General features: G+C 65.4%; 15 protein-coding genes. 6 read left to right on the forward strand and 9 right to left on the reverse strand.

Annotated elements, in window-relative coordinates:
* Positions 1-31 precede the first annotated feature (31 nt).
* From uvrC to ACIOSY_RS12375, 3 genes are read right to left on the reverse strand one after another with little or no spacing between them, the layout of a single operon-like run.
* Entirely contained in the window at positions 32-1,924 is a 1,893-nt protein-coding gene (uvrC, locus tag ACIOSY_RS12365) for an excinuclease ABC subunit UvrC (RefSeq protein ID WP_400853596.1), read from the reverse strand.
* The gene (gene uvrA / locus ACIOSY_RS12370) at positions 1,924-4,812 is read right to left on the reverse strand and encodes an excinuclease ABC subunit UvrA (RefSeq protein WP_400853597.1); all 2,889 of its coding nucleotides are present in this window, start codon (positions 4,810-4,812) and stop codon (positions 1,924-1,926) included. The genes uvrC and uvrA overlap by 1 nt, the downstream gene beginning before the upstream one ends.
* 51 nt (positions 4,813-4,863) lie before the next feature.
* Complete coding sequence (locus ACIOSY_RS12375; protein WP_400853599.1) at positions 4,864-5,307, reverse strand: MarR family winged helix-turn-helix transcriptional regulator; 444 nt, start codon at positions 5,305-5,307, stop codon at positions 4,864-4,866.
* 45 nt (positions 5,308-5,352) lie between these two features.
* Here ACIOSY_RS12375 and ACIOSY_RS12380 point away from each other — a divergent pair, with 45 nt between their 5' ends.
* On the forward strand, positions 5,353-5,595 hold the full coding sequence (locus ACIOSY_RS12380) for a hypothetical protein (RefSeq protein ID WP_400853601.1): 243 nt from the start codon (positions 5,353-5,355) through the stop codon (positions 5,593-5,595).
* A gap of 38 nt (positions 5,596-5,633) precedes the next feature.
* Here the strand turns inward: ACIOSY_RS12380 and ACIOSY_RS12385 are convergent, their stop codons facing one another.
* From ACIOSY_RS12385 to rpsA, 4 genes are all read right to left on the reverse strand, one after another.
* A complete protein-coding gene (locus ACIOSY_RS12385; protein ID WP_400853603.1) occupies positions 5,634-5,957 on the reverse strand; it encodes a TfoX/Sxy family protein in 324 nt (107 codons plus the stop codon).
* Between the two features lie 13 nt (positions 5,958-5,970).
* Positions 5,971-8,043 (reverse strand): excinuclease ABC subunit UvrB, encoded by a 2,073-nt coding sequence (gene uvrB, locus ACIOSY_RS12390; RefSeq protein ID WP_400853605.1) that lies wholly within the window; start codon positions 8,041-8,043, stop codon positions 5,971-5,973.
* Between the two features lie 118 nt (positions 8,044-8,161).
* Complete coding sequence (coaE, locus tag ACIOSY_RS12395) at positions 8,162-8,761, reverse strand: dephospho-CoA kinase (RefSeq protein WP_400853607.1); 600 nt, start codon at positions 8,759-8,761, stop codon at positions 8,162-8,164.
* A 76-nt stretch (positions 8,762-8,837) separates the two neighbouring features.
* The gene (gene rpsA, locus ACIOSY_RS12400; protein WP_400853609.1) at positions 8,838-10,292 is read right to left on the reverse strand and encodes a 30S ribosomal protein S1; all 1,455 of its coding nucleotides are present in this window, start codon (positions 10,290-10,292) and stop codon (positions 8,838-8,840) included.
* A gap of 220 nt (positions 10,293-10,512) precedes the next feature.
* Between rpsA and ACIOSY_RS12405 the strand changes: the two genes are divergently transcribed.
* Positions 10,513-11,448, forward strand: coding sequence for a 5'-3' exonuclease H3TH domain-containing protein (locus ACIOSY_RS12405; protein WP_400853611.1), 936 nt, complete (start codon positions 10,513-10,515; stop codon positions 11,446-11,448).
* A gap of 2 nt (positions 11,449-11,450) precedes the next feature.
* On the opposite strand, the gene ACIOSY_RS12410 is transcribed toward ACIOSY_RS12405, so the two are convergent.
* Together ACIOSY_RS12410 and trpD are read right to left on the reverse strand one after the other, a co-directional pair.
* A complete protein-coding gene (locus tag ACIOSY_RS12410; protein WP_400853613.1) occupies positions 11,451-12,437 on the reverse strand; it encodes a PHP domain-containing protein in 987 nt (328 codons plus the stop codon).
* Between the two features lie 2 nt (positions 12,438-12,439).
* Entirely contained in the window at positions 12,440-13,510 is a 1,071-nt protein-coding gene (gene trpD / locus ACIOSY_RS12415) for an anthranilate phosphoribosyltransferase (protein WP_400853615.1), read from the reverse strand.
* Positions 13,511-13,798: 288 nt separating this feature from the next.
* On the opposite strand from trpD, the gene ACIOSY_RS12420 reads away from it, so the two are divergent.
* From ACIOSY_RS12420 to ACIOSY_RS12435, 4 genes are read left to right on the forward strand one after another with little or no spacing between them, the layout of a single operon-like run.
* Positions 13,799-14,356: a heme-copper oxidase subunit III gene (locus ACIOSY_RS12420; protein WP_400853847.1), complete on the forward strand. Its 558-nt coding sequence runs from the start codon at positions 13,799-13,801 to the stop codon at positions 14,354-14,356.
* 20 nt (positions 14,357-14,376) lie between these two features.
* On the forward strand, positions 14,377-15,177 hold the full coding sequence (locus ACIOSY_RS12425; RefSeq protein WP_400853617.1) for a c-type cytochrome: 801 nt from the start codon (positions 14,377-14,379) through the stop codon (positions 15,175-15,177).
* Positions 15,178-15,213: 36 nt separating this feature from the next.
* Entirely contained in the window at positions 15,214-16,290 is a 1,077-nt protein-coding gene (locus tag ACIOSY_RS12430) for a Rieske 2Fe-2S domain-containing protein (protein ID WP_400853619.1), read from the forward strand.
* Entirely contained in the window at positions 16,287-18,101 is a 1,815-nt protein-coding gene (locus tag ACIOSY_RS12435; protein WP_400853621.1) for a cytochrome bc complex cytochrome b subunit, read from the forward strand. The genes ACIOSY_RS12430 and ACIOSY_RS12435 overlap by 4 nt, the downstream gene beginning before the upstream one ends.
* Positions 18,102-18,141 lie beyond the last annotated feature (40 nt).

Here is an 18,141-nt window from a genome sequence, read left to right on the forward strand (position 1 = left end):
GCTCAGTTCTCCCATTCGCCAGGACTCCAGCCTAGCGAGTGCCGAGGTGCGTGTGGATGTTCTGCGCGAGCACCGGCCCGATCCCCTGCACCTCTTCGATCGCTCCGGGCTCGGCGGCCCGGAGCGCGGTGACGGATCCGAAGTGCTTGAGGAGCAGTTTGATGCGAGCGGCGCCGAGTCCGGGGACCTCGGCGAGGACCGACGTGATGTCGTTCCTCCGCTTCTTGCGCTGATGAGTGATGGCGAATCGATGCGCCTCGTCGCGCAGGCGCTGCAGCAGGTAGAGCGACTCGCTCGTGCGCGGCAGGATCACCGGGAAGTCTTCGCCGGGGAGCCATACCTCTTCGAGACGCTTCGCGATGCCGCAGACCCTGATCTCCGCATGCCCGGCATCGCGCAGAGCGCGGGCTGCAGCCTCGACCTGCGGCTTACCGCCGTCCACGAGCAGCAGCTGCGGGCGGTAGGCGAAGCGCGGCTTCTTGCGTTCGACGGCCTCGACGGTCCCATCCGCCGACACGATCGGCTCCGCTTCGACCGGCTCGGGCCTGTCGAGATAGGCGAGGCGCCGACGCAGAACCTGGTACATCGAGTCGGTGTCGTCGGTGGTCTCGGCGATTCCGAACGACCGGTACTGGTCTTTTCGGGGCAGCCCGTCTTCGAACACGACCATCGAGGCGACGACGTTCGTGCCGCCGAGATGCGAGATGTCGAAACACTCGATGCGCAGGGGCGCCTCCTCGAGCCCGAGCGCCTCCTGCAGGTCGGTGAGTGCTTGCGTGCGGGCGACGTAGTCGCTGGTGCGTCGCGTCTTGTGCCGGATCAGCGCCTGCTGGGCGTTCAACGTGGCCGTGCGCATCAGATCGGCACGCTGCCCCCGCTGGGCCACAGCGAGCTCGACCTTCCTACCGCGGCGTTCGCGCAGCCATTCCTCAAGTTCGGGCGCGTCGTCGGGCAGAGTCGGCACGAGGATGCGCCGAGGAACATCCTGCGCATCGCCGTAGGCGCGCTGGAGCACCTGGTCGACGAGTTCGGCGCCGGAGATGTCGATCTCCTTCTCGATCGTCATCGCCCGCACTCCACGCACCCGTCCGCCGCGGATGACGAAGTGCTGCACGGCGGCGGCGAGCTCATCCTCGGCGATGCCGAAGAGATCGGCGTCTTCGTCGGAGGCGAGCACGAGGGCGCTCTTGCCGAGCACCGCTTCGATGGCAGCGAGCTTGTCGCGGTACTTCGCTGCCGCTTCGTAGTCCATGGCCGCCGAGGCGGCGAGCATCCGCCGTTTGAGGTCGCGCGTGAAGCGCTCGTCTCCCCCGGCCATGAATGCGACGAAGTCGTCGACCATCGCCCGGTGCTCCTCGATACTGACCGTCATCGAGCACGGACCGCCGCATTTTCCGATCTGACCGGGGAAGCACGGCCGCCCGGTCTGCATCGCGCGCTTGTAACTCGCGTCGCTGCACGTGCGGATGGGGAACGCCTTGACCATCAGGTCGATGGTCTCGTGCACGGCCCACACCTTCGGGTACGGGCCGAAGTAGCGCGCACCGGGGATCTTGTGATTGCGCGTGACGATGACGCGCGGCGCCTCGTCTGCCATCGTCACAGCCATGAACGGATAGGACTTGTCGTCCTTGTAGCGCACGTTGAACGGCGGATCGAACTCTTTGATCCACATGTACTCGAGCTGCAGCGAATCCACGTCGGTCGACACCACGGTCCACTCCACGGACGCCGCGGTCGTCACCATGCGACGCGTGCGTTCGTGAAGAGTGCGCAACGGAGCGAAGTAGTTCGACAACCGCTGCCGAAGGTTCTTCGCCTTGCCGACGTAGAGGACGCGGCCGTCGGCGTCACGGAACCGATAGACCCCGGGATTGGTTGGGATCTCTCCCGCCCTCGGCTTGTACGCGAGTACGTCGGCCATCAGCTGGCCTTCCGCGCTGCGCGCCCCTCCCCGAGGATCTCGGCGAGGAACTGCCCGGTGTGGCTCTCTTCGACGCGCGCGATCTGCTCGGGAGTGCCGGTCGCGAGGATCTCGCCGCCGCCCGATCCGCCCTCGGGACCCAGGTCGATCACCCAGTCAGCGGACTTGATGACGTCGAGGTTGTGCTCGATGACGATGACCGTGTTGCCCTTGTCGACCAGGCCGTTCAGGACTTCGAGGAGCTTGCGCACGTCTTCGAAGTGCAGACCCGTCGTCGGCTCGTCGAGCACATAGATGCTGCGACCGTTGCTGCGGCGCTGAAGCTCGGTGGCGAGCTTCACCCGCTGCGCTTCACCACCGGAGAGCGTCGTCGCCGACTGTCCGAGTCGCACGTAACCGAGTCCGACGTCGACGAGCGTCTTCATGTAACGGTGGATCGCCTGGATCGGCTCGAAGAACTCCGCCGCCTCTTCGATCGGCATCTCCAGCACCTCGGCGATGTTCTTGCCCTTGTAGTGCACGGCGAGGGTGTCGCGGTTGTAGCGCTTGCCGTGACAGACCTCGCAGTCGACGTAGACGTCGGGGAGGAAGTTCATCTCGATCTTGATCGTGCCATCACCGGAGCAGGCCTCGCAGCGCCCTCCCTTGACGTTGAAGCTGAAGCGGCCCGGCTGATATCCACGAACCTTGGCCTCGGGGGTCTCGCTGAAGAGCGAGCGGATGCGATCGAACACACCCGTATAGGTCGCGGGATTCGACCGGGGCGTACGCCCGATCGGGGCCTGGTCGACGTGCACGACCTTGTCGAGGTTGTCGAGTCCGGTCACGCGCGTGTGCTTGCCGGGGACGGTACGAGCACCATTGAGGCGCGAAGCGAGCACCTGGTAGAGGATGTCGTTCACGAGCGACGACTTGCCCGAACCGCTCACGCCGGTGACAGCGGTCAGCACACCGAGTGGGAAGTTCGCATCCACGTTCTTGAGGTTGTTCTCTCGCGCCCCGACGACGCTGAGCATGCGCTTGCGGTCGAGCTTGCGCCGCTTCGTCGGAGTGGGGATCTCACGGCGACCGGAGAGGTACTCCCCCGTCATCGAGGCACTGTCGTCGAGGAGCGACTCGTACGGCCCTGAATGAACGACCTCGCCGCCGTTCACGCCGGCGCCGGGACCGATGTCGACGACCCAGTCCGCCGCCTGGATCGTCTCTTCGTCGTGCTCCACGACGATCAACGTGTTGCCCAGGTCGCGCAGCTTGATGAGGGTGTCGATGAGACGACGGTTGTCGCGCTGGTGGAGCCCGATCGACGGCTCGTCGAGCACGTAGAGCACGCCGGTGAGTCCTGAGCCGATCTGGGTCGCCAGTCGGATGCGCTGCGCTTCGCCGCCCGAGAGCGAGCCTGCCGAGCGACTGAGGTTCAGATACGACAGACCCACCTGCAGAAGGAAGTCGAGACGCAGCCGGATCTCACGGAGCACCTGTGCGGCGATCTTCGCCTCGCGCTCGGTCAGAGTCAGGGTCTCCATGAACTGGCGCGCGTCGCTGAGGCTGAGGTGGGAGACCTCGGCGATGGAGTGTCCGTGCACCTGCACCGCGAGCACCTCGGGCTTGAGACGGTCGCCGTCACAGACCGGGCACGGAACCTCACGGAGGTACTCGCCCCAGCGCCCGCGCTGCGTGTCGGACTCTGCCTGGAGGTACTGACGCTCGATGTACGGCACGACGCCCTCGAACCCGGATGCGTACCGCATCTCGCGGCCGTAGCGGTTCTTCCACTTGACGGTCACCTTGTAGTTCTCGCCGCGCAGAACCGCGTCCTGCACATCGGAGTGCAGCTTGCGCCACGGAGTGTCGAGTGAGAAGTCGAGGTCGCGAGCGAGCCCCTCGAGCAGCCGCTCGTAGTACTGGAAGAGTCCCTTGCCCTGGGTCGTCCACGGGATGATCACGCCTTCGCGGATCGAGAGATCTTCATCGCCGAGCATCAGATCGACATCGACCGACATACGTGTGCCGAGGCCCGAGCACGCCGGGCATGCACCGAAGGGCGCGTTGAACGAGAAGGTGCGGGGTTCGATCTCGGTGAGCGTGAGCGCGTGACCGTTCGGGCACGCGAGCTTCTCGGAGAACGACTGCCAGGCGGCGTCGCCCTCTTCATCGATGAAGTTGATCTGCACCACGCCGCCTGCGAGACCGAGTGCGGTCTCGACCGAATCGGTGACGCGTCCGAGGATGTCATCGGAGGCGACCAGACGGTCGACGACCACGGCGATGTCGTGCTTGTAGCTCTTCTTGAGAGTCGGAGGCTCGGCGAGCTGGATCAGGTCGCCATCCACGATCGCGCGCGAGTAGCCCTTCGCGCCCAGCTCGCGGAAGAGGTCGACGAACTCGCCCTTCTTCTGGGAGACGATCGGCGCGACGATCTGATAGCGCGTGCGCTCGGTGAGTTCCATGAGCTGATCAGCGATCTGCTGCACCGTCTGGCGCTGGATCTTCGCACCGCACTCCGGGCAGTGCGGGATGCCGATGCGCGCCCACAGGAGGCGCATGTAGTCGTAGATCTCGGTGATCGTGCCGACGGTGGACCGCGGGTTGCGGTTCGTCGACTTCTGGTCGATCGAGACGGCCGGGCTGAGGCCCTCGATGAAATCTACGTCGGGACGATCGACCTGTCCGAGGAACTGGCGCGCATAGGCGCTCAGCGATTCGACGTATCGACGCTGTCCTTCCGCGAAGATCGTGTCGAACGCGAGACTGGACTTTCCGGAGCCGGAGAGACCGGTGAACACGACGAGCGAGTCACGCGGAATGTCGATGTCGACGTTCTTGAGATTGTGCACGCGGGAACCGCGAACACTGAGTTTACCTGGGGTGGCAACGGGGACGATGGGCACCGGTCAAGTCTACGAGGGGCCACGGACATCGGACCCGCCAGGCGCCGATGCTCAGCTCTCTCCGAGGCGGCGACCGGCGAACGGCCCGAGCCCTTCACGCAGTGTCGTGATCTCGTCGACGCCCATGCCGACAGCATCCATGACCTGTCGGGGGACGTCCAGAGCGCGCGCCCGGAGGGCCGCACCGGCCCCCGTCAGGGTGATGTCGAGGCGCCGCTCGTCTTCCGCGCTCCGTTCTCGAGCGATCAGACCTTCGGTCTCCAGTCGCTTGACCAGCGGCGACGCGGTCGCCGGCTCCATCGCCAGATCGGCCGCGAGATCGTTGAGAGTGCGGGGCGACCGCTCCCAGAGCGCGAGCATGACCAGGTATTGCGGATGGGTAAGGCCGAGCGGCTCGAGGATCGGGCGGTAGATCGCGACGACATTGCGCGCTGCGGTCACCAGAGCGAAGCAGAGCTGGTTCTCGAGTCGAAGGAGTTCGTCGGACGTCGTCACGAGTCCAACTATACAACTGCCCTAATCATTAGTACACTAAACATCATGGTAAAGGATCCGGATCGCGCCCCTCTTCGCACTCGCATTCGCGACGCAGGTGGCTTCTACGCCTGGGCGAACACGAACCTGATCCGCTTCGCCGGGCCCGCCTCTGTCGGGCCGTACGAGAAGACTCCCCCTCCGACGGCGGCAGAGCGCGCTGAGCGGGCGTGCCCCCTGTGCGGTGCGCCGATGACCGAGCACGAGATCGACCGATCCGGACCGAAGCCGCTCATCCACTGCCCCTGACATCACCTCTGCACCTCGAGGCGCAGGCCACGTCCGGCTCAGGCTGTGCCTGCGCGGGCGATATCGAGCCAGAACAGCAAGTCCCTGTCGTGCTTGATCACCGCCGGGGCGATATCGAGCCAACGCGAACTCATCGTGCGCGGACCCATCGTCGCGCGTGACGCGCCGACGTGCTGCAACAACGCCGCCTCGTCGTCTTCGGGCACACGGATGAGGAGAACGCCGCCGGGCCGCGCGCCGGCCAGGATGCGGCCCTCGACGAGGAACGCCCTGGTCCCGAACATCCGACGCTCGTCCACCTCCGGACCGACGACGAGCAGCGCACGCAACCGATCGGCCAGTTCCTCCCCCGCTGCGTCCATCGATGAGCTCCGTTCAGGCGTGCCCTGCACGCTCCATCGCTCGAAGTTCCTTCTTCATGTCCTGAACCTCGTCGCGCAGGCGTCCGGCGAGCTCGAATTTTAGCTCGCTCGCCGCCGCCAGCATCTGGTCGGAAAGATCTTGGATCGTCGCTTCGAGTTGTTGCGCGCCTTCGGCGGCGATACCCGTGCGGCGCAGGTTGGGGGTCGGAGACTTGCCCTTGCCCGTGGCACGTCCGCGTCCGGACATCATCTCGGCGGTGTCGGCTCCCTCGCGTGCCAGCACCTCGGTGATGTCTGCGATCCGCTTGCGCAGCGGCTGGGGATCGATCCCGTTCTCGAGGTTGTAGGCGACCTGCTTCTCACGCCGTCGATCGGTCTCTTCGATCGCTTTCGTCATCGAATCCGTCATCCGATCGGCGTACATGTGCACTTCGCCCGAGACGTTTCGGGCCGCGCGTCCGATCGTCTGGATCAAGGAGGTTCCGGAGCGGAGGAATCCTTCCTTGTCGGCATCGAGGATCGCGACGAGCGAGACCTCAGGAAGATCCAGACCCTCGCGCAGCAGGTTGATGCCCACCAGCACGTCGTACACACCCGCACGGAGCTCACTCAGCAGCTCGACCCGTCGAAGGGTGTCGACGTCGGAGTGGAGGTAGCGGACCCGCACCCCGTGCTCGCCGAGGAAGTCGGTGAGTTCTTCCGACATCTTCTTCGTCAGAGTCGTCACGAGGACACGCTCGTCACGCTGCACGCGGAGTCGGATCTCTTCGAGCAGGTCGTCGATCTGACCCTTCGACGGCTTCACGATGATCTGCGGATCGACCAGGCCCGTGGGTCGGATGATCTGCTCCACCACCCCATCGGCGATACCCAGTTCGTACTTGCCGGGAGTCGCCGACATGTAGACGGTCTGTCCGACCCGGTTCTTGAACTCATCCCAACGAAGGGGACGGTTGTCCATCGCGCTCGGCAGGCGGAAACCGTGATCCACGAGGGTGCGCTTACGAGAGGCATCCCCCTCGTACATCGCACCGATCTGCGGGACGGTGACGTGCGACTCGTCGATCACCATGAGGAAATCGTCGGGGAAGAAGTCCAGCAGCGTGTGCGGGGGCTCGCCCGGCGCCCGCCCGTCCATATGACGCGAGTAGTTCTCGATACCGGAGCAGAAACCGAGCTGCTGAAGCATCTCCAGGTCGAATGTCGTGCGCATGCGAAGCCGCTGAGCCTCGAGCAGCTTGCCCTGTCGTTCGAACTCGGTGAGCCGCTCTTCGAGCTCTGCCTCGATGGTGCCGATGGACCGCTGGATCACGTCGGTTCCCGCCACGTAGTGCGACGCGGGGAAGATGGGCACAGCGTCGAGCTTCTCGAGAACTTCACCGGTGAGCGGGTGCAGAAGGTACAGCGCTTCGATCTCGTCGCCGAAGAGTTCGATGCGGATCGCATTCTCTTCGTACACCGGGATGATCTCGATCGTGTCGCCCCGCACCCGGAAGTTTCCGCGCGAGAAGTCGACGTCGTTGCGGTTGTACTGCATCGCGATGAACTGCCGGATGAGGGCATCACGGTCATAGCGCTCCCCCACCTGCAGCGCGACCATCGCCCGCAGGTACTCTTCCGGAGCGCCGAGGCCATAGATGCAGGAGACGGTCGATACGACGATCACATCGCGGCGGCTGAGGAGGGAGTTGGTGGTGGAGTGGCGCAGTCGCTCCACCTCGGCGTTGATCGACGAGTCCTTCTCGATGAAAGTGTCGGTCTGAGGCACGTAGGCCTCCGGCTGGTAGTAGTCGTAGTACGAGACGAAATACTCCACCGCATTGTTCGGCATGAGCTCACGAAACTCGTTCGCGAGCTGCGCGGCCAGCGTCTTGTTGTGGGCGAGCACCAGGGTGGGGCGCTGTACCTGCTCCACGAGCCACGCCGCTGTCGCGGACTTGCCTGTACCGGTCGCTCCGAGGAGTACGACATCGGTCTCGCCCGCGTTGATGCGGGACGCGAGCTCTGCGATCGCCTTGGGCTGGTCGCCGGCGGGGGCGTAGTCGCTGATGACCTCGAAAGGACGGACACTGCGCGTGGGTTGCATGCTTCCAGCGTAGGCGGGACCTCGGACATCGGCGCCGTGTACGCCAGGAGCGTGACGCGCCGCACGGTCGGACGAGCGCTCCGCCCGGAGTCGTGCGGGTACCCGGACGCCCCTGGGGTCATCGGGAGCTGAGGCGCTCCCAGAGGGCATCGGTCTGCGCGTCGGTCTGCGCGATCGTTCCGGCGGTGTCGATCACGACATCGGCGATGGCGAGTCGCTGCTCATCGGGCACCTGTGCGGCGATGCGGTCACGTGCGGCCTGCTCGTCCATCCCGCGCAGCTCGACCAGGCGGCGACGCCGTTCGTCCTCGGGCGCGTGCGCGACGACGATCGTTTCCCAGGGATCGTCCACGCGCGCTTCCACCAACAGCGGGACGTCGTAGACGACGACCGCGGAAGGATCGGCCGCGAAGGCCTGCTCGAACCGCCGCTGAGACTCTTTCCGCACCGCCGGATGCACGATGGCGTTGAGCTGTGCGAGACGCTCCGGCTCGGCGAACACCTTCGCCCCCAGACCCGCTCGATCGAGCGTGCCGTCAGACGCGATGACCTCGGCGCCGAATGTGCTCGCGATGCTCTCGAGGACGGGTGATCCCGGCGCCTGAACGTCGCGGACGATCTGATCGGCATCGACGACGATCGCTCCGTGCGAGGCGAGGCGACGCGCGATGGTCGACTTCCCGGAGGCGATGCCGCCGGTGAGTGCGATGAGGGGCATGCCTCCATCCTGTCACGGCGGTACACGCAGAACGGGCCGTCACCCGAAGGTGACGGCCCGTTCTGGAGCGTGATGCTTACGCGTTGCCGCCCGAGAGCTTCTCGCGGAGAGCCGCGAGTGCCTCGTCGTCGGCAAGCGTTCCTGCACCGGTTGCTTCGCTGGAGAAGACCTGGCCGCCGAAGTCGTCACCGGCAGCAGCCTCAGCCTCGGCCGCCTTGGTGACCTGAGCCTTGTGCGCCTCCCAGCGAGCCTGGGCTGCAGCGTACTCCTGCTCCCATGCCTCGCGCTGGGCGTCGAAGCCGTCCTTCCATGCACCGGTCTCGGCGTCGAAGCCCTCCGGGTACTTGTACTCGCCGTTGTCGTCGTACTCCGCGACCATGCCGTAGAGCGCCGGGTCGAACTCGGTACCGTTCGGGTCGACGGACTCATTGGCCTGCTTCAGCGACAGCGAGATGCGGCGACGCTCGAGGTCGATGTCGATGACCTTGACGAACACCTCTTCGCCGACGGAGACGACCTGCTCGGCCAGCTCGACGTGCTTGCTGGAGAGCTCGGAGATGTGGACGAGGCCCTCGATGCCGTCTGCGACGCGAACGAACGCACCGAACGGAACGAGCTTGGTGACCTTACCCGGCGTGACCTGACCGATCGCGTGGGTACGGGCGAACACCTGCCACGGGTCTTCCTGCGTCGCCTTCAGCGACAGGGAGACGCGCTCGCGGTCGAGGTCGACCTCGAGGATCTCGACGGTGACCTCCTGGCCAACCTCGACGACCTCGGAGGCGTGCTCGATGTGCTTCCAGGACAGCTCGGAGACGTGCACGAGGCCGTCCACGCCGCCCAGGTCGACGAACGCACCGAAGTTGACGATCGACGAGACGACACCCTTGCGGACCTGACCCTTGTGCAGGTTGTTCAGGAACGTGGTGCGCGACTCCGACTGCGTCTGCTCGAGCAGCGCGCGGCGGCTGAGCACGACGTTGTTGCGGTTCTTGTCGAGCTCGAGGATCTTGGCCTCGATCTCCTGACCGAGGTACGGCGTGAGGTCGCGGACGCGGCGGAGCTCGATGAGCGAGGCCGGGAGGAATCCACGGAGGCCGATGTCGACGATGAGGCCACCCTTGACGACCTCGATGACGGTGCCGGTGACGACTCCGTCGTTCTCCTTGATCTTCTCGACGTCTCCCCAGGCACGCTCGTACTGCGCGCGCTTCTTGGAGAGGATCAGACGGCCTTCCTTGTCCTCCTTCTGGAGAACGAGGGCCTCGACCAGATCGCCGACGGCGACGACCTCGTTGGGGTCGACGTCGTGCTTGATCGAGAGCTCGCGCGAGGGGATGACACCCTCGGTCTTGTAGCCCACGTCGAGCAGAACCTCGTCGCGGTCGATCTTGACGATCGTGCCTTCGATGATGTCGCCATCGTTGAAGAACTTCAGTGTCTTCTCGACCGCGGCCAGGAAGTCTTCAGCAGATCCGATGTCGTTGATCGCGACCTGCTTGGTGGCCGGGGCGGTCGTTGCGGTAGTCATGTAGTGGGTTGTCCTTGTTGGAGGGAACTCGGGCTGGGAGCAGCAGCCGCGCACGGCCGATATCCTGCTTCACAGCGGATGGATTGGATTTCTCATCACTTGCGCACACGGATGCACGCCACAAGTGACGCTTCAGATTATCAGATGTTCGGATGCTCCGGGCATCGCTGTTTCCCGCACCGCGCTTCGCGTGTCCGGCCTCCGTGCCAGAATGACGTCCGTGACCGATCGCCTCATGCTGCTCGACACCGCCAGCCTCTACTTCCGCGCATTCTACGGAGTGCCCGACAGCGTGAAGGCGCCCGACGGGTCTCCCATCAACGCGGCGCGCGGCCTTCTCGACATCATCGCCAAGCTCGTCACCCTCTACGAGCCGACCCAGGTGATCGCCTGCTGGGACGACGACTGGCGTCCGCAGTGGCGCGTCGACCTGATCCCGAGCTACAAATCGCACCGCGTGGTCGAGGTTGTTCCCGGTGCACCCGACGTCGAGGAGGTCCCCGATCCGCTCGAGTCGCAGATCCCCCTCATCCGTCAGACCCTGGCCGCGCTCGACATCCCCATCATCGGGGTGGCCGAGCACGAGGCAGACGATGTGATCGGAACACTCGCCACACGTTCGACCATTCCCGTCGACATCGTGACGGGCGACCGCGATCTCTTCCAGCTCGTCGGTGACTCTCGTGGCGTGCGCGTGATCTACACGGCGCGCGGCATGAGCAATCTCGAGATCGTCACGGACGCGACGGTCGTCGCCAAGTACGGTGTGCTTCCCGGGCAGTATGCCGACTTCGCCACGATGCGCGGAGACGCATCCGATGGCCTGCCCGGCGTGGCAGGCGTGGGCGAGAAGACCGCCGCGACCCTGCTCCAGGCCCATGGCGACCTCGACGGCATCCGTGCAGCAGCCGAAGCCGGCGAGGGCATGAGTGCGGGCGTCCGCGGCAAGATCCTCGCTGCGTCCGACTACCTCGACGTCGCTCCGACCGTGGTCGCCGTCGCGACCGCACTCGACATCAGTGCTCCGGGCACCCGACTCCGCGCCCTCGAAGGAACCGACCTCGACGAAGCGACGTCGCTCGCAGATCAGTGGAACCTGGGCTCATCCATGACGCGGGCCATCGCGGCGATCACCCGCGTCTCCACAACGGCCTGATCTCACTCCGCCCAGGCGAGAAGCCGCTCGAGGCCCCACGTCGTCACGATCCGTGCGCTCGGGACTCCGGCTCGTTCCGCACGCTCGGCGCCGTGATCGAGCAGCGAGAGCTGCCCTGGAGCGTGCGCATCGGAATCGATCGAGAACAGACACCCGGCGCTCAGGGCGATGGCGATGAGCTCGTCGGGCGGATCCTGCCGTTCGGGCCGCGAGTTGATCTCGACGGCCACCCCGTGCTCGGCGCACGCGTCGAACACGGCGGATGCATCGAACTCCGATGCGGGTCGTGTACCTCGCTCCCCCTGAACCAGCCGGCCCGTGCAATGGCCGAGTACGTTGACGCGGGGGTGCGAGACCGCCGCGATCATGCGCTTGGTCATCGACCGGGCATCCATCCTCAGCTTCGAGTGCACGGATGCAACCACGATGTCGAGGGCGCCGAGGAGGGAGTCGTCTTGATCGAGCGCGCCGTCGTCGAGGATGTCGACCTCGATTCCGGCGAGCATCGTGAATCCTTCGCCCGATTCCGCTCGGACGAGAGGAATCTGCTCGCGCAAGCGTTCCGCCGACAGCCCGCGTGCGACACGGAGTCGAGGTGAGTGGTCGGTGATGGCTTGGTATTCATGGCCCTGCGCTCGGGCGGCGGCCGCCATCACCGCGATCGAGGTCGTCCCGTCTGACCAATCGGTGTGGGCATGGAGATCGCCGCGCAACTTCGCGCGCAGAACCGAAGTGCGCTCAGGCTCGACCTCTCCCCTCAGCTCGACGAGGTAGTCGGGCACCGCGCCGCTCTGGGCCTGCCGGATGACCGCGAACGTGGATTCTCCGATCCCGCGGCTGGCGCGCAACCGGTTCGGGTCAGCGCGCACGTCGTCGGGCAGATCTTGGAACGTCGCCGCCGCCTGCCGGAACGCCTTCGCCCGATAGCGGGACGCCCGCTCGCGCTCCAATAGAGAGGCGATCTCCAGCAGGGCGTCGACGGGATCCATGCTCACTCCGAGGTCGCGGCGAGTTCCCGGCTCACGCCGATCCATTCGTCGAGCTTCGCTGCGGCCCGCCCGTCGTCGATCGCCGCCTCGGCACGCTCGTACCCGCTCCGCAGGCGCTCGAGGATCGGGACCTGCACCTGGCCGGCATCCTGCGAGAGCTCGAACGCGACGATCCCGGCCGCCGCGTTCAGAAGAACGATGTCTCGTACAGCACCCTTCTCGCCGGCGAGCGTGCGCCGCAGAACCTCCGCGTTGTGCTCGGGAGAGCCGCCGATGAGATCGGCGAGATCGGCGACCGGGATGCCCAGATCGCGTGGGTCGAGATCGTGCTCGTGCACGTCGCCTCGCGTGACCTCCCAGATTCGGCTGTGCCCGGTCGTCGTGAGTTCGTCGAGGCCGTCATCGCCGCGGAAGACGAGCGCAGTCGCCCCGCGGGTGCGGAACACGCCGGTGATCAGAGGCACACGCTCGAGCTGCGCGACACCGACCGCGTTGGCTTCTGCGCGCGCCGGGTTGCACAGCGGTCCGAGCATGTTGAAGACCGTCGGCACGCCGAGTTCGGCGCGCACCGCGCCCGCATGCTTGAAACCGGGGTGGAACGCGCCGGCCCACGCGAACGTGATTCCCGTGCGATCGAGGATGGACGCGACGGCAGCCGGATCGAGAGAGAGCTCCAGACCGAGCGCACCGAGGACGTCCGATGATCCGGATGCGGAGCTCGCGGCCCGATTGCCGTGCTTCACGACGGGGATCCCCGTCGCGCCGATGATGATCGCGGCCGTCGTCGACACGTTGACCGTGCCGATGCGGTCGCCGCCGGTGCCCACGATGTCGAGCACGTCGGGCGAAACGGGAAGGGGAACGGCGGCTTCGAGGATCGCATCGCGGAATCCGACGATCTCGTCGATCGTCTCGCCCTTGGCGCGCAGGGCGATCAGGAAGCCGGCGAGCTGCGCCTGGGTCACGTCGCCGCGCATGATCTGCCGCATCGCCCAGGTCGACTCCCAGACGCTCAGGTCGCGGCGCTCCAGAAGAGTGGTGAGCACATCGGACCAGGTCAGGGATTCAGCCATGTGTGCGATCCTATCGGCGTTGGGAAAACGTCCATGATGTCGATGACGGATGCTCATCCGATACCTTCCCCCGATTTCCCGCGGATTCACCGACTATTCGCAGCGTTTTCTTAGGGTTACCTAAGTCAAACCCTGGCGAAACGGGACCCCCGGGTGCAAGAATCACCCCCGCCAATCGGCCATAATGGAAGGGTGACGACCTCAGCGACGTATGCCCCGGTGGCGAGAACCATTAAGCGGCCCAACCCGGTAGCTGTCGGCACCATTGTGTGGCTCGGCAGCGAAGTGATGTTCTTCGCAGGACTTTTCGCGATCTACTTCACCCTCCGCAGCACCTCTCCGGAGCTCTGGGCCGACCGCACCGAACTGTTGAACGTGCCGTTCGCCGCGGTGAACACCGCCATCCTGGTGCTCTCCTCGTTCACGTGCCAGATGGGCGTGTTCGCTGCAGAAGACCTGCAGCCGTACAAGCTCGCCAAGGGCCTGAAGAACGGCGCAGGCCGTCGCCGCCTGTTCGGCTGGGGCATGGTCGAGTGGTTCTTCCTCACCTTCGCCCTCGGCGCGATCTTCGTCTCCGGGCAGGTGTGGGAGTACGCACAGCTGGTCGCTGAAGGCATGCCCATCAGCGCAGACTCCTACGCATCCGCGTTCTACCTGACGACCGGCTTCCACGCCTTGCACGTCACCGGCGGACTGGTCGCGTTCCTCCTCGTCATCGGGCGCGCATACGCCGTCAAGAACTTCCGGCACAAAGAGGCGACGTCCTCGATCGTGGTGTCCTACTACTGGCACTTCGTCGACGTCGTCTGGATCGTGCTGTTCCTCGTTATCTACTTCCTGAAATAAGAGCGGAGCTGATCCCCGAGATGGCACGAGACAAGAAGCGCCGCTCTGGCGGTCGTCGCAGCCCACTGGCAGCGGCGGCCCTCATCGGAGCTGGCCTCATGATCACCGGCGCGGTGTATGCCGGCGCCTCCGCAGCATTCGCTGCGACCGACACCCAGGCAGCGACCACGCAGCTGACCGTGGAAGACGGCGAGAAGCTCTTCCAGGCGAACTGCGCCACCTGCCACGGCCTCGATCTGCAGGGAACGCCGAACGGCCCCAGCCTCTACGGTGTCGGTGAGCTGGCGACGGAGTTCCAACTGTCGACCGGACGCATGCCTCTGCAGATGCAGGGACCGCAGGCGCCCCAGAAGGCCCCGCAGTTCACGGAAGACCAGATCCTCGCGATCTCGTCCTTCGTGCAGTCCGAGGCCCCCGGCCCGACCTTCCCCGAGGAGCGCATCCTCGACGGTGAAGGCGATGTCGCCCACGGCGCCGAGCTGTTCCGCGTGAACTGCGCGATGTGCCACAACGTCGCCGCAGCCGGCGGTGCGCTCACCGAGGGCAAGTACGCTCCCGCGCTCACCGAGACCAGTGCTCTGCACATCTACGCGGCAATGGTCACCGGCCCGCAGAACATGCCCGTGTTCGGCGACATGAACCTGTCCAACGACGACAAGCGCGACATCATCTCCGCGTTGCTCTTCCAGCAGCAGTCCGTGCAGGTCGGTGGGTTCTCCCTCGGATCACTCGGACCGGTCTCGGAAGGCCTGTTCGTCTGGATCTTCGGCATCGGCGCGCTCGTCGCCATCACCGTGTGGATCACGGCGAAGTCCAACTGACGCTTATTCATCGAAGAGGAACGTACGAGGAGCACCATGGCACACGACGACGACTCGAAGGCTCTTGACAGGGCCTACCAGCCCTCTCCGGGGCTGGGCGTCGCAGTCAGCGACCCTGTGCAGAACCCGGGGCTGCCGCCGCACCGCGCGCGGATGACCGATAAGGATCCCCGCGCAGAGAAGGCCGCCGTCCGGACGGTCTACACCCTGTTCTACCTCTCGCTCGCGGGCAGCATCTGGGCGGTCGCCGCCTACATGCTCTTCCCGATCGAGAGTGGCGCACTCATCGACATCCGCCAGAACAACCTCTTCATCGGTCTGGGCATCGCGCTCGCGCTACTCTCCCTCGGCCTCGGAGCGATCCACTGGTCGAAGGCGCTGATGTCCGACAAGGAGCACATCGAGTACCGCCACCCCACGCGTGGCAAGGACTCGACGCGCGAGGCGGCTATTCAGGCTTTCGCCGAGGCGAACGAGGAGTCCGGTTTCGGACGCCGCACAATGATCCGCAACTCGCTCTTCGCAGCGGTCGTCGCATCGATCATTCCGGGTGTGACCCTTTTCCGCGGTCTCGCTCCGCACGCCACCCCGGAAGACCCCTACGCGGGCGACCCGGTACACCTTCTCAAGCACACGATGTGGGACGAAGGGATGCGCCTCGTCCGCGACCCGGACGGCACTCCCATCCGCGCTGCAGATGTCACCCTCGGTTCTGCATTCCACGTGATCCCCGCCGACCTGGCTGAGCTCAGCCACCACGACGGGTACCTCGAGGAGAAGGCCAAGGCCATCGTGCTGATGATGCGCCTCCGTCCGGAGCAGCTCATCGAGGCCGAGGACCGCAAGGACTGGTCGTACGACGGCATCGTCGCGTACTCGAAGGTCTGCACGCACGTCGGATGCCCCGTGGCACTGTACGAGCAGCAGACCCACCACCTCCTCTGCCCCTGCCACCAGTCGCAGTTCGATGTGACGGATCACGCCAAGGTCATCTTCGGCCCGGCCGCGCGTCCGCTGCCTCAGCTGCCCATCACCGTCGACGACGAGGGCTACCTCATCGCTCGCAGTGACTTCACCGAGCCTGTCGGCCCGAGCTTCTGGGAGCGCCATTGAGCACCGCAACGCTGTCCAAAGAGGACAAGGACAACAAGGCGCCCCTCGGCGGCCGATTCGTCGGCGCCGCGTCGAACTACATCGACGAGCGCACCAGCCTCTCCGGTTTCGTCAAGGAGCTCGGTCGCAAGATCTTCCCTGACCACTGGTCCTTCATGCTCGGCGAGATCGCCCTGTGGAGCTTCGTCGTCGTGTTCCTCTCCGGAACCTTCCTGACGTTCTTCTTCCAGGCGTCGATGGTCGAGACCCACTACACGGGTGCGTACGCCCCGATGCGCGGCATCGAGATGTCCGCCGCGCTCGAGTCGTCGCTGCACATCTCGTTCGATCTGCGTGGCGGTCTTCTCGTACGCCAGATCCACCACTGGGCTGCGCTCGTCTTCGTCGCCGGCATCGGCGTGCACATGCTCCGCGTGTTCTTCACGGGCGCGTTCCGCAAGCCGCGTGAGCTCAACTGGGTGATCGGCTTCGTGCTCTTCATCCTGGCTCTGGCCGAGGGCTTCACCGGCTACTCGCTCCCCGATGACCTGCTCTCGGGCAACGGTCTCCGCATCATCGACGGCATGGTCAAGGGCATCCCGCTCATCGGCACGTGGACCTCGTTCATCATCTTCGGTGGCGAGTTCCCGGGTACCGACATCGTCGGACGGCTGTACTCCCTGCACATCCTTCTGCTGCCGATGCTCGTCATCGCTCTGATCGTCGTGCACCTGATGCTGATGATCATCAACAAGCACACGCAGTTCGCCGGCCCCGGGCGCACGAACGACAACGTCGTGGGCTACCCGATGATGCCGGTGTACATGTCGAAGATGGGCGGCTACCTGTTCATCGTCTTCGGCACGATCGTGCTGATCGCGACGTTCTTCCAGATCAACCCAATCTGGAACTACGGACCGTACGACCCCTCCCCCGTCTCCGCAGGAACCCAGCCCGACTGGTACATCGGATTCGCCGACGGCGCTCTGCGTCTCGCACCGTCGAACTGGGATATCGTCTTCCTCGATCACACGCTGTCGCTCGGCATCCTCGTGCCCGTCGCGGTTCTGGGTCTGTTCATCGTCGCCGTCGCGATCTACCCCTTCATCGAGGCGTGGATCACGGGCGACAAGCGCGAGCACCACATCGCACAGCGTCCCCGCAACGCAGCGACCCGTACCGCCATCGGCGTGGCCGGCGTCATCTTCTACGCGGTGCTGTGGGCTGCGGCATCCTCCGACCTCATCGCGACGCACTTCATGCTCACGATGGAAGGTGTGATTCACGCCCTCCAGGCTCTTCTGTTCATCGGACCGATCCTCGGTTACTTCGTGACGAAGCGCATCTGCATCGCGCTGCAGAAGAAGGATCGCGAGATCGTCCTGCACGGATACGAGTCGGGCCGCATCGTGCGTCTCCCCGGTGGCGAGTTCATCGAGGTGCACCAGCCGGTCGACACCTACGACCGCTGGAAGCTCATCGACGTCGACGGATACGAGCCTCTCGTCGTGCGCCCGAACGCCAAGGGACGCATCTCCTGGACGGAGAACCTCCGATCCTCGATGTCTCGTTGGTTCTTCGAGGATCGACTCGCGCCGCTCACGCAGGGCGAGATCGATGCGGCTGATGCACACCAGCACCATGTCACCTCGCACAACGACGAGACCGAGACGGCCGAGATCCAGGGCGCTCACGAGCGCGCCGGATTCCCGGATGCTCCGCTCACCACGTCGGAGGATCACGTCGACGAGACGCCGAACACCCCGAGCACGGTGATCGCCACCGAGCCGGCGAAGAAGCCTCGTAAGAACAAGTCGGAGGACGGCGAGTAACGCCATTCCCCCGCATGAAAGGGCCCTGTCCACACGGACA

This window comes from Microbacterium sp. NPDC087665 (assembly GCF_044743285.1).
Classification (GTDB): domain Bacteria; phylum Actinomycetota; class Actinomycetes; order Actinomycetales; family Microbacteriaceae; genus Microbacterium.